12 protein-coding genes are annotated in these 12,587 nt (G+C 62.5%); 7 read left to right on the forward strand and 5 right to left on the reverse strand.

Going from position 1 to position 12,587, the window contains the following annotated elements; translation table 11 throughout:
• Nucleotides 1-185: 185 nt before the first annotated feature.
• From AB5975_03595 to AB5975_03625, 7 genes are all read left to right on the forward strand, one after another.
• Nucleotides 186-992: an NAD-dependent epimerase/dehydratase family protein gene (locus AB5975_03595; protein XDR21014.1), complete on the forward strand. Its 807-nt coding sequence runs from the start codon at nt 186-188 to the stop codon at nt 990-992.
• Nucleotides 993-1,018: 26 nt separating this feature from the next.
• The gene (locus AB5975_03600) at nt 1,019-1,900 is read left to right on the forward strand and encodes an SMP-30/gluconolactonase/LRE family protein (protein XDR21015.1); all 882 of its coding nucleotides are present in this window, start codon (nt 1,019-1,021) and stop codon (nt 1,898-1,900) included.
• Between the two features lie 64 nt (nt 1,901-1,964).
• Entirely contained in the window at nt 1,965-2,936 is a 972-nt protein-coding gene (locus AB5975_03605) for a TRAP transporter substrate-binding protein (GenBank protein ID XDR21016.1), read from the forward strand.
• Between the two features lie 66 nt (nt 2,937-3,002).
• The gene (locus AB5975_03610) at nt 3,003-3,530 is read left to right on the forward strand and encodes a TRAP transporter small permease (protein ID XDR21017.1); all 528 of its coding nucleotides are present in this window, start codon (nt 3,003-3,005) and stop codon (nt 3,528-3,530) included.
• The gene (locus tag AB5975_03615; protein ID XDR21018.1) at nt 3,531-4,811 is read left to right on the forward strand and encodes a TRAP transporter large permease; all 1,281 of its coding nucleotides are present in this window, start codon (nt 3,531-3,533) and stop codon (nt 4,809-4,811) included.
• A gap of 83 nt (nt 4,812-4,894) precedes the next feature.
• On the forward strand, nt 4,895-5,791 hold the full coding sequence (locus AB5975_03620; protein XDR21019.1) for an EamA family transporter: 897 nt from the start codon (nt 4,895-4,897) through the stop codon (nt 5,789-5,791).
• 25 nt (nt 5,792-5,816) lie between these two features.
• Nucleotides 5,817-6,686 (forward strand): aldose 1-epimerase, encoded by an 870-nt coding sequence (locus tag AB5975_03625; protein ID XDR21020.1) that lies wholly within the window; start codon nt 5,817-5,819, stop codon nt 6,684-6,686.
• A gap of 49 nt (nt 6,687-6,735) precedes the next feature.
• On the opposite strand, the gene AB5975_03630 is transcribed toward AB5975_03625, so the two are convergent.
• From AB5975_03630 to AB5975_03650, 5 genes are all read right to left on the reverse strand, one after another.
• Nucleotides 6,736-8,031, reverse strand: a complete 1,296-nt coding sequence (locus AB5975_03630) for an MFS transporter (GenBank protein ID XDR21021.1) — start codon at nt 8,029-8,031, stop codon at nt 6,736-6,738.
• Between the two features lie 157 nt (nt 8,032-8,188).
• Nucleotides 8,189-9,085, reverse strand: a complete 897-nt coding sequence (locus AB5975_03635) for a LysR family transcriptional regulator (GenBank protein XDR21022.1) — start codon at nt 9,083-9,085, stop codon at nt 8,189-8,191.
• Nucleotides 9,086-9,157: 72 nt separating this feature from the next.
• The gene (locus AB5975_03640; protein ID XDR21023.1) at nt 9,158-11,194 is read right to left on the reverse strand and encodes a pyridoxamine 5'-phosphate oxidase family protein; all 2,037 of its coding nucleotides are present in this window, start codon (nt 11,192-11,194) and stop codon (nt 9,158-9,160) included.
• 27 nt (nt 11,195-11,221) lie between these two features.
• Nucleotides 11,222-11,851 carry a glutathione S-transferase family protein gene (locus AB5975_03645; protein ID XDR21024.1) on the reverse strand — a complete coding sequence of 210 codons (630 nt, stop codon included), beginning with the start codon at nt 11,849-11,851 and terminating at the stop codon, nt 11,222-11,224.
• A 136-nt stretch (nt 11,852-11,987) separates the two neighbouring features.
• The gene (locus tag AB5975_03650) at nt 11,988-12,539 is read right to left on the reverse strand and encodes a UPF0149 family protein (GenBank protein XDR21025.1); all 552 of its coding nucleotides are present in this window, start codon (nt 12,537-12,539) and stop codon (nt 11,988-11,990) included.
• Nucleotides 12,540-12,587: the final 48 nt, after the last annotated feature.

The following is a 12,587-nucleotide window of genomic DNA, read 5'->3' on the forward strand; positions in this document are numbered from 1 at the left end:
GTCTTGGCCTCACCGCAAAATTGCCGGGGCCGCTTTGCGGCCCTTTCGCGACACAAGGCCGCTCCTACAAGTACCGCACATAACGCTAATCAGTCACTGAGTTGTCATTGACAACAACCGAACCCACCGCCAATAATCAGCTAAGTCATACGACAACCTACAACAATTAACAACAAGAGCCGGCCATGACCCCTACTCCCCTCAATCGCCTGCTGCTCACCGGAGCCGCAGGCGGCCTGGGCAAGGTCCTTCGCGAACGCCTGCAAGGCTACGCCGAGGTCCTGCGCCTTTCCGATATCAGCCCTATGGCACCTGCTGCCGGGCCGCACGAAGAAGTGATCACCTGCGACCTGGCCGACAAGGCTGCGGTCCACGCCCTGGTCGAAGGCGTGGACGCCATCATTCACTTCGGCGGCGTGTCCACCGAGCATTCCTTCGAAGACATCCTTGGCCCCAACATCTGCGGTGTGTTTCATGTCTACGAGGCAGCACGCAAGCATGGGGTGAAGCGCATCATCTTCGCCAGCTCGAACCACACCATCGGCTTCTACCGCCAGGATGAGCGCATCGACGCCCACTCCCCGCGCCGCCCCGACAGCTACTACGGGTTGTCCAAGTGCTACGGCGAGGATGTGGCCAGCTTCTATTTCGACCGCTACGGCATCGAGACCGTCAGCATTCGCATCGGCTCGTCGTTCCCGCAACCTCAGAACCCGCGCATGCTCTGCACCTGGCTGAGCTACGACGACCTGGTGCAACTGATCGAGCGTGGGTTGTTCACGCCCGACGTTGGCCACACCATCGTCTACGGCGCCTCCGACAACCGCACCGTGTGGTGGGACAACCGCCATGCCGAGCACCTTGGCTATGTGCCCAAGGACAGCTCCGAAGCCTTCCGCGCCGCCGTTGAAGCCCAGCCGGCGCCCGCCGCCGATGACCCGAGCATGGTCTACCAGGGCGGCGCCTTCGCCGTGGCCGGCCCATTCAACTGAACCCACACGCGCCAGGAGGCACGGCCATGAATTGCGAACTGATTGTCGACGCCCGCAACGGCACTGGGGAAAGCCCCGTGTGGCACGTCAGCGAACAGGCTCTGTACTGGGTCGACATTCCCGCCCGCCAGCTGCACTGCTGGCAGGCGGTCGATGGCAAGCACCAGGTCTGGCAGGGCGACGAGATGCTGGCCTGCATCGCCCGCAGCGCTCGGGGCTGGGTAGCAGGCATGGAAAGCGGCATCTTCCAGATCCAGGCCAAAGCCGACGGCAGCCTGGACAGCCGTTTGCTCAACAGCGTCCAGCATGCCCAGGCCGGCATGCGCTTCAACGATGGCCGCTGCGACCGCCAGGGCCGCTTGTGGGCCGGGACCATGCTGCTGGACATGCAGCAAGGCGCCCATGTCGGCGCGCTGTACCGGCATGACAGCGAAGGCCACCTGCACCTGCAGCAAGACGGCATGATCGTGCCCAACGGGCTGGCCTTCAGCCCCGACGGCACGCGCATGTACCTGTCCGACTCGCACCCCAGCGTGCAAAAGGTCTGGGCTTTCGACTATGACATCGACAGCGGCACACCGCACAACAAGCGGCTGTTCGTCGATATGCGCGGCTACCCCGGCCGCCCCGATGGCGCCGCCATCGACCAGGATGGCTGTTACTGGATCTGCGGCAACGATGCCGGGCAGATCCACCGCTTTACCCCCGACGGGCGCCTCGACCGCTCACTCAGCGTGCCGGTGAAAAAGCCGGCGATGTGCGCCTTTGGCGGCGCCAGCCTGGACACCCTGTACGTCACTTCGATCCGCCCTGCGGGCACAGACCTCAGCGACCAGCCCCTGGCCGGCGGGGTATTTGCCCTCAACCCTGGCACCAAGGGCCTGGAAGAACCTGCCTACCGGGGCTGACGCCCCTTGCCGCCCCCACACTTGCACACACGAAACCAGATAATAAAAACCACGGAGTTTCATCATGACGTTCAAACGCAAGCTGCTCCTTGCCGTACTCCCCTTCGCCTTCAGCGTCGCCACACCCGCCTCGGCACTGGACATCAAGTTCGCCGAAATTCACCCGGCCGGCTACCCGACCGTGGTCGCCGAGCAAAACATGGGTAAAAAGCTGGAAGAAGCCAGCAACGGCGACATCACCTTCAAGATGTTCGCCGGCGGCGTGCTGGGCTCGGAGAAGGAAGTGATCGAACAGGCGCAGATCGGCGCCGTGCAGATGACCCGCGTCAGCCTGGGGATCGTCGGCCCGGTGGTGCCGGATGTAAACGTGTTCAACATGCCGTTCGTGTTCCGCGACCATGAGCACATGCGCAAGATCATCGACGGCGAGATCGGCCAGGAGATCCTCGACAAGATCACCAACTCCGATTTCAACCTGGTGGCCCTGGCCTGGATGGATGGCGGCTCGCGCAGCATCTACACGAAAAAACCGGTACGCAGCCTGGAAGACCTCAAGGGCATGAAGATTCGCGTACAGGGCAACCCGCTGTTCATCGACATGATGAACGCCATGGGCGGCAACGGTATCGCCATGGACACCGGGGAAATTTTCAGCGCCCTGCAGACCGGCGTGATCGATGGTGCCGAGAACAACCCGCCCACGCTGCTCGAGCACAACCACTACCAGAGCGCCAAGTACTACACCTTGACCGGGCACCTGATTCTGCCGGAGCCGGTGGTAATGTCCAAAACCACCTGGAACAAACTCAGCCCCGAGCAGCAAGCACTGGTGAAGAAGGTCGCGCGTGAAGCGCAGATGGAAGAACGCGCACTGTGGGATGCCAAGTCCGCCGCCAGCGAAGAGAAGCTCAAGGCCGCCGGTGTCGAGTTCATCACCGTGGACAAGAAGCCATTCTACGACGCCACTGCCTCGGTACGCGAAAAATACGGCGCGCAGTACGCCGACCTGATGAAGCGCATCGACGCCGTCCAGTAACAGCGCCCCCTACCCAAACGACCTCGGCAGTGCGGCGCCCGCCGCCCTGCCGCTTTGGTGATGCCCATGAAGAACCTTTTTCTGCGTGCGAACGACACGCTGTACCGCGGCTGCATCTGGATCGCCGGCCTGTCGATCCTGGCCATGTCGCTGATCATCCCTTGGGGCATTTTCGCCCGCTACGTGCTCGGCACTGGCTCAAGCTGGCCGGAGCCAGTGGCCATCTTGCTGATGGTGGTGTTCACCTTCGTCGGCGCCGCAGCCAGCTACCGGGCTGGGGCGCACATGGCGGTGGCGATGATTACAGACCGCCTGCCACCACTGCAGCGCCAGTTGGTTGCGCTGCTGGTGCAAGTGCTGATGATTCTGGTGTGCGTGTTCATGACTTACTACGGCACCAAGCTGTGCATCACTACCTGGAACCAGTCTCTGGCGTCATTGCCTGGGGTGCGGGTTGGCATGACCTATGCGCCGATTCCGCTCGGTGGTGTGCTGACCCTGGTGTTCGTACTGGAAAAACTCCTCTTGGGCGATCAGAGCCACCGCAAGGTGGTGCGCTTCGACCACGTAGAAGAAAGCGAAGGAGCGGCGTAAATGGATGCGTTCATTCTGTTGGGCAGTTTCATCATGCTCATTCTGCTGGGCATGCCGGTGGCCTATGCCCTGGGCCTGTCGGCGCTGATTGGCGCTTGGTGGATCGATATCCCGCTGCAGGCAATGATGATTCAGGTGGCCAGTGGGGTTAACAAGTTCTCGCTGCTGGCGATTCCGTTCTTCGTGCTGGCCGGCGCGATCATGGCCGAAGGCGGTATGTCACGGCGGCTGGTGGCATTTGCCGGAGTGCTGGTGGGCTTCGTGCGCGGTGGGCTGTCGCTGGTCGATATCATGGCCTCGACCTTCTTCGGCGCGATTTCCGGCTCGTCGGTGGCCGACACCGCCTCGGTGGGCTCGGTGCTGATCCCAGAGATGGAGCGCAAGGGTTACCCGCGCGAATTCTCCACTGCCGTGACCGTCAGCGGCTCGGTACAGGCGCTGCTGACCCCGCCCAGCCACAATTCGGTGCTGTATTCGCTGGCGGCGGGCGGCACGGTGTCGATTGCCTCGCTGTTCATGGCGGGAGTCATGCCCGGTTTGCTGCTGAGTGCGGTGATGATGGGCCTGTGCCTGATCTTCGCCAAGAAGCGCAACTACCCCAAGGGCGAAGTGATCCCGATGCGCCAGGCGCTGAAAATCGCCGGTGAAGCGCTGTGGGGCCTGATGGCCATGGTCATTATCCTTGGCGGCATTTTGTCGGGCGTGTTCACCGCTACCGAGTCGGCGGCAGTGGCGGTGGTGTGGTCGTTCTTCGTGACCATGTTCGTCTACCGCGACTACAAGTGGCGCGACCTGCCCAAGCTGATGCATCGCACGGTGCGCACCATCTCGATCGTGATGATTCTGATCGGCTTTGCCGCCAGCTTTGGTTACGTGATGACGCTGATGCAGATCCCGTCGAAAATCACCACGGCGTTTCTGACCCTGTCGGACAACCGCTATGTGATCCTGATGTGCATCAACTTCATGCTGTTGCTGCTGGGCACGGTGATGGACATGGCGCCGCTGATCCTGATCCTTACGCCGATCCTGTTGCCGGTAATCACCGGTATCGGCGTGGACCCGGTGCACTTCGGCATGATCATGCTGGTGAACCTGGGAATCGGGCTGATCACCCCACCGGTGGGCGCCGTGCTGTTCGTCGGTTCGGCCATCGGCAAGGTGAGCATCGAGTCGACGGTGAAGGCGCTGCTGCCGTTCTACCTGGCGCTGTTCTTGGTGCTGATGGCGGTGACCTACATTCCGGCCATTTCGCTGTGGCTGCCTAGCGTGGTGCTGTAAATAGAATCGGGGCCGCGTTGCGGCCCCTTTGGCTCTATCTGCAAACGGATCCTGCACATGGCTGTCCCCTCCTCTGTTTCCCCTTGTTCCCACGCAAGCTGGCCATTGCCCTGCTGGCTTTGCTGGCCTGCTCATTCGCCGGCAACCACATTGCCGCACGCATCGCCTTCGATGACGGCACCGGCGTGTTGCTGGCGATCCTCTGCCGCTCAGGTATTACCTTGCTGGTGCTGGCCGGCCTGCTGGTGTGGCAACGCCAGGCGCTGGGCCTGCCTGCCGGTACCCGGCACTGGCAACTGCTGCTCGGCCTGCTGATCGCCACCCAGAGCCTGTGCCTGTATTCGGCGGTAGCGCGCATCCCGGTCGCCCTGGCGCTGCTGGTGGGCAACACCTTTCCGATGCTGCTGGCACTGCTCACTTGGACACTGGGTGGCGCACGCCCCACCGGCCGCACGGTGCTGTTCATGGGCCTGATCCTGTGCGGTCTGGTACTGGCACTGGATGTGCCGGCACGCCTGGCCGACAGTGGCGCGGCCAACCCGCACTGGGCAACGGGCATCAGCCTGGCCTTTGGCGCCGCCTGTGCCTTTGCCTGCGCCTTGTGGATCACCGACCACAAATTGGCCAGCGTGCGGGGCCCCGTGCGCAGCCTGCTGACCTTGCTGATCGTGTTCTCCAGCATGCTGATTGCAGGCGCAAGCGGGGTGATGCCGTCCGGCCTGTCACTACCAGGCAGCAGCAGCGGCTGGGCGGCCCTGGCCTGCCTGGTGGTGTTGTACGGCCTAGCCTTCACCTTGCTGTTCGTTTGTGTACCTCGCCTGAACATGGCGCAGAACGCGCCAGTCATGAACGTTGAACCCATCGCCACCTTGCTGCTGGGCTGGGCCTTGCTCGATCAGCACCTGAGCCCCCTGCAACTGGTCGGGGGCGCCGTGGTGGTGTGCGGCATCGTGCTGCTCACCTACCGTCGGCCCCATTGATCGATCACCCAGAAAGGAGCCTTGCATGGCTGTGACCGAGCTGCACCTGCAGGACCGCCTAACCCGTCTGAGCCTGGCACCGGGGGTGGGCGCCAGCCTGGTGAACTGGGAAGTGAAGGCAACCGGCCAGCCGTTGCTGCGCCATTCCGACACGGCTGCGCTGGCCAGTGGCACCCCGAGGCGGTTGGCCTGTTACCCGCTGGCACCGTGGTCCAACCGCATTGCCGAGGGTGGCTTTGCCCAGCCCGAGGGCTGGCAGGCACTGGCACCGAACACCGAGCATGATCCATACCCGATTCATGGAAGTGCCTGGCAGCAGGCCTGGCAGGTAGAGCACCACAGCGAACGACGTGCGCGGCTGAGGCTGGACAGTGCCGTGCCGTTTGCCTACCAAGCCACGCTGGATGTGCACTTGCATGAGGGCTGCCTGAACCTGGACCTGCATGTGGTGCACCTGGAAGCGCTGGCGACCTGGTATGGGCTGGGTTTGCACCCTTACTTTCCGCGCTATCCCGATACCAAACTGTACGCGGCGGCGCGCAAGGTGTGGCTGGCCGAGGATGGGCGGTTGCCGTCGTATCAGGCCGAAGTGCCTGAACCGTGGCGTTTCAATGCCATGGGGCTTTTGCCTGAGAGCGTCGTCGATCATGCCTTCAGTGGTTGGCCGGGGGAGTGTGTGATTGAACAGCCAAGCGCGGGTCATCGACTGACGTGCAGTGCCAGCGGGGCTGAGCACTTCTTGCTGTTCTGCCCGCAAGGGCAAGGCTTTTTCTGCTTTGAGCCGGTAAGCCACCCGGTTAATGCGCATCACTTGCCAGGGCGGCCGGGGTTGCGGTTGCTGCAGCGTGGGGAAGCGATGAACCTTGGGTTCAGGATGCAGTATCAGGCGCTGTAAGGGAGCTGCCTGGAATTGGGGCTGCAAAGCGGCCCCAAAATCTCAAGCCTTATGCCAGTGCCTCGGTCGAGCTTGCCATCTTCCTGACAGAAGACTCGCCACTCACTTCGCGCGCCACCTTCCACACCAGCACCGCCGCCACGATATCGAACGCTGCCAGCACCACGAACAACGGGCTGTAGCCAATCTGCGTGACCAGCACGCCGAACACCAGGGTGAACACCGCCGCCCCCAGATAGCCGCACATGCCACCCATGCCGGTCGCCGTGGCCACCTGGTCCTTACTGAACGAATCCGAAGTGATCGAGTACAGCGCCCCCGACAGCGTCTGGTGGGCAAAGCCGCCAATGCACAGCAACAGGATCGCGGTGTACGGGCTTTCCACCAGGCCGATGCAGGCCGGGCCGATCATGCAACTGGCACCGAACACCAGCACCATCTTGCGCGAGGTGAACAGCGACACCTTGAAGTAGCGGTGGAACAACGGGCTTAGGTAACCGCCCAGCACACAGCCGATATCGGCCGCCAGGAACGGCAGCCAGGCGAACATCGCCACTTCCTTGATGTTCATGTGCCGCTCGGTCATCAGGTACAGCGGGATCCAGGCATTGAAGGTTTGCCAGGCGGGCTCGGAAAGAATTCGCGCCGATGCGATGGCGTAGAAGTTGCGGGTTTTGAAGATGCGCTTCCACGCGCCCTTCTCGCGGGTGTCCTGTTTGAAGTGCGCTTCCTGCCCGGCAAGGATGTAGTCCCGTTCCTCATCGCTCAGGCGCTTCTGGTCACGCGGGTGCTTGTACAGCAGCATCCACAGCAACGTCCAGACAATGCCTGACGCGCCAACAATGACGAACGCCAGTTGCCAGCCACTGTGCAGGATCGCCCACACCACCAGTGGCGGCGCCAGCAAGGCGCCAAGCGACGAGCCGATATTGAACCAACCGATCGCCACCGAACGCTCCTTGGCCGGGAACCACTCGGTAGTAGCCTTGACCCCGGCCGGCAAGCCCGCGGCCTCGGTCATGCCCAGCAGCCCGCGCATGAATGCCATGCTCTGCCAGCCTGTAGCCAAGGCCGCGCCGGCACAGGCCACAGACCAGGCCATGGCGAACACGGCAAAGCCCAGCTTGGTGCCGATGAAGTCGATGAACCAGCCGGCCACCGGCTGCATGAGGGCGTAGCACACCTGCCAGGCGGCGACGATCTTGGCGTATTGCTCGGTACTGATGGAAAGGTCGGTCATCAAGGTGGGGGCAGCCACCGAGAGGGTATTGCGGGCGAGGTAGTTGACGACGAGCCCGGCCGTGACAAGGCTGACCATCCACCAACGGATGCCTTTCATCTTCATGGTTCACCTGAATTTTTGTTTTTAGAGTTGCGGGTGATTGGCGCAAAGGCCGACGGGGGCTATTTGCGACAAATTGTTTCAGGTGGAAGATTGCCACGTCATATGTCGTCGTACAACACTTATTATTTCTAGCTGTTCGCAGCTATGTTGTACGACCTCAATCAAGCTGCTGGGCTCGCAGGGCCTGCGCCAGCATGTCGATAAAGGCCCTGACCTTGGCCGAGCCGTACTTGCTTTCGCGGTGCAGCACATGAATGGGCCAGGGCGCCTCCTCGTACTCGGCCAGGATCACCTGCAGTTGCCCGCTGGCCAGCTCTTCTGCCACTTGGTACGACAGCAGCCGGGCAATCCCCAGCCCGCCGCTGGCCGCTGCGATTGCCCCATCATTGCTGGTTACCGTCAGCCGCGGCTTCATGCGTACCAGCGTCGGCTCATCGGTGACCCCAAAGCGCCAACCGGCCCGTGGCGAAAGGTTGGTGGTGCCGATCACCGCATGCCCTGCCAGGTCCGACGGGTGCTCCGGTACGCCATGACGCGCCAGGTAGTCGGGCGAGGCACACAACATGCGACGCACCCTGCCCACCCGCAACGCCTTCAACCCGGAGTCGGGCAAAGGACCGATGCGCACGGCCACGTCCATGCCCTCCTCGACCATGTTCACAACACGGTCGAGGAAGTAGGCGGAAACATCGACTTCCGGGTACTGCTGCAAGTAGCGGACGATGCACGGCATGACGAACTTCTTGCCGAACAGGATCGGCGCGGTCACTGCCAGGTCGCCCTTGGGGGTGGCGTTGATACCGGCAGCCGCCTCGTTGGCTTCGTGAATGCTGGCAAGGATATGCCGCGTGTCTTCCAGATAGCGCCCGCCGGCCTCGGTCAGGCGCACGCTGCGGGTAGTACGCAGCAGCAGCTTGACCCCGAGCTGGTCTTCCAGAGCGCTGACGGCGCGGGTGACGGCGGCTGGCGAGATGTCCAGGCGGCGAGCAGCGGCGGCGAAGCTTTCCAGTTCGCCGACGGCAACGAACACCTTCATCAGGTGGATCTGGTCCATGCGAGCTCCTGGCATCGGAGGGGGTGGAGATTATCGGATATCCGGGCGTTTTATGCTTGCAGGACAGGCATATCAGATTTCCAGCACCAGGGCCTGTGCGCCCTCTTCCTGATGTGCCGGCACAGCACAACAGATCAGTACCGAACCCGCCTCCGGCAGCTCTGCCGGTAGGTTCGGGTAATGCACCTGGCCACTGACGAGCTTGGTCTTGCAGGTGCCGCACGAGCCGCCCCGGCAACTGAACTCTGGCGCCAACCCACGCGCCTCGGCCAACTCCAATAACGTACCGCTACCGGGCGTCCAGCGTGCCTCCTTCGCCGAAGCCGCAAAATACACCGGCACCGGCTCGTTGGCAGCGGGTAGGTGTTGCACGGTGGGCCGCCCGTCATCCGTGTGCCGGCGCAGCGTCGACGGGCCAAAGGCCTCGGCGTGAATCCGCGCATCCGGCACATGCACCCCGCGCAGCCCTTCATACAATGCCTGGGTAAAGCTGCCTGGGCCGCACAGGTAGAAGTCATAGTCGTCCAGCGCCAGCGTCGCCTTGACCTGCTCGATGCCCAATCGCCCGATAAACTCGAAATCGCGACCGACCCGCGCATGCCCTTCCGGTTGGCTGAGGGCACGGTGCACGCGCAACAACCCAGCGGCCTGCTGCTGCAAACTCGCCAGCTCCTGCTGAAACGGCAATTCGGCCAGGCTGCGCGCGCCATGAAACAAATGAATTCGCCGGGCCTGCCCCGTGCTCACCTGCTCACGCAGCATGGCCAGCAAGGGCGTAATACCCACACCTGCACCAATCAGCACCAGCGGCCGTGTGCTTTGCTGGTCGAGCGTAAAGCTGCCCATCGGTGGGCGCACGTTCAACACATCACCCGCCACGATGCGCTCGTGCAAATAGCGCGAGGCCGGGCCCTGGGCCTTGACGCTGATGCGCAGGTAGCCATCAGCGGGTGCACTGGACAGGCTGTAGGTGCGGATCAGCGCAGCCTCGCAATCACGCTGCACTTGCACAGGAAGATGCTGGCCTGGCGCGAAGGCCACACGGCTACCGGCCGGTGGCTCAAGGTAGAACGAGCGGATATCACGGCTTTCCTGCTCCACCCGCAGCACACGCCAGGCTTGCCATTGGCGCTGTTGCCGGCGTTGCTCCAGGCGCGCGTCGGCCTCGGCCCAGGTACCCGTCATCAGGCTGGTCGGTGCGTACGCCTTGAAGGCCCAGCGCAGTGAGACCGCAGCCGGGCGCCACACCACCTGCTCGACCTGCAGCGTCCATAACCGCTCGGCACCTTCAAAAGCCTGGATGGCAGGGCTGTCCAGCAGCACCTCGGCACGCCCGCATACCTGCAGAACATTACCGTTACTGAAATCGATGAACAGCAAGCCTGCCTGCGGGTTGACCAGCAAATTGCCCAAGGTGTTGAAGTGCAGGTTGCCAGCGTAGTCGGGAATGGTCAGAAGGCTGCCTTCGACCTTGATGAACCCTGGCCGACCACCCCGATGGGAGACATCCACCGAGCGCTGGCCATTGCCGTGCTCGACATAGCTGGCGACGAAGAAGGTATCGGCGCCCTCGATCATGCTGGCAGTCGTGGCATCCAGTTCAGGGGCGTCAACGCGCCCCTGCGGGGGTTGGTCGACACGGGTGTAATCACGCAACTGAATGTACTGCGGGCAGTTGCCGAACGACTGCTCCACGGCCACCTGCAGTTGCCCTTGTGCAGCCTGACGGATTTGCCCATTGATGCGATTGCGCCGACGGGTGTGCAACTCGATACCCAACAGGCCGACCGCCTCTCCTGCTACCAGCCCAGGGGTGGCGGGGTCGTCCGCTGGCAACGTGGTATCGATGGTCAGCAGGCGAGGGTCGGGCGAGCTGACAAACCCTTCTGGCCCCTCCAGCAGGGTGGCCCACGGCCGACCCAGGGTATCCACGCTGGCGGCGATCATGAAAGGTAACTGATGATAGAAAGTACGGTGCTGGTCGGGCATGTAGTCACGAATGACCTTTTGCCCGAACGCCTCCATGCGCTCTGCTACACCGACCTTTTCCTGCAGGGTCTTCTCGCCCGCATGCCAGGGCGAGGGGCGATGGTCCGGGGGCTGTTGCATGGCGGCGTTCCTCCCGATGGCGGGGTGTCAGGCGCTGGTCTGCAGCCCGATCACTGTGCGTGGCATGGGCACGAAGCCTGGCAGTGACTCGATCCGTGCCAGCCAGCTGCGCACGTTGGCATAGGGTTCCAGCGACACGTTGCCTTCGGGCGCGTGGGCGATGTACGAGTAATTGGCAATGTCGGCGATGGTGGGCGTGCTGCCCGCCAGGAATGGCGTCCTGGCTAGCTCTGTATCGATCACCTTGAGCAGGGTGTGGGCACGGCCAATCACTTCGTCGGTATTGAACGAAGCCCCGAACACCGTCACCAGGCGGGCCGCAGCCGGGCCGAAGGCCAGCGGACCGGCAGCGACTGACAGCCAACGTTGCACACGGGCAGCGGCAGCAGGCTCTTCGGGCAACCAAGTGCCGTTGTCATACTTTTTCGCCAAGTAGACGAGGATGGCATTGGAATCGGCGATCACCGTACCGTTGTCATCGATGACCGGGACCTGGCCAAACGGGTTGAGGGCAAGGAAGTCCGGCTGCTTGTGTGCACCTTTGGCCAGGTCGACGAACACCAGCTCTGTGGGCAGGTTCAGCAGCGAGAGCATCAGCTCGATGCGATGGGCGTGGCCAGACTTGGGGAAGTTGTAGAGCTTGATCGGGTTCGACATGGGCTTGGCTCCTGGTCAGCACCGGGATGGGCTGATGGAGCACATGCTGCACTGGATCGGCTGGCAGCAGAATCAGTGCGCAGGGGAAACCATAATTTCGCGCAGCGGAATAATGGTTTCCAGAACGTGCAGGTGGTCAGTTCAGTTTCTTGAAATAGCGGAACAACCCGCGCGAAGCCTCGACAACCTGCGGTACGCAGGCCTGGATATCCGCTTCGCTCATCTGGTCCAGCAGTTCGAAATTGTCCTCCAACCCATGCAGCGAAATCGCCTTGAGCAGTTGGTCCTGCTCCTGCGGCAACTCGCCCCAACCGGCAATCTGGGTACCGCGCATGTAGCCGAAGCACCATTCCTCCATCACGATCACAGTGCCCTGCTCGTCTTCCCTTTCTTCGAACAGCGGCTCGAACTGGTCGACATCATCGCTCAGCTCTTCCGCCACTTGGCTGGCATAGCGCAGCATCAACGCCACATAAGCCTCTTCATGTGCCGGCTTCTTGAACTTTGGCACCTTGCCACCGGCAGCGGCTGGCAACCAATGTTCCGGGGTCACGGTTACCGGTGAACTGGCCAGCGCGGTGAAGAAACCATTGAGCTCGGCCAGGTTGAGTACCGAGTAGTCGTTGCCATAGGTGATCAGCAGGTCTTCGAGGCGGTCGAGTTCTTTTTCGCTGAGTACGGGGAGCATGGGGTGAAAATCCTGGGAAGCAAAAGTGTGTGCACCCTAGCACAGCAA

The sequence above is a fragment of the Pseudomonas putida genome, assembly GCA_041071465.1.
Lineage (GTDB): Bacteria > Pseudomonadota > Gammaproteobacteria > Pseudomonadales > Pseudomonadaceae > Aquipseudomonas > Aquipseudomonas putida_P.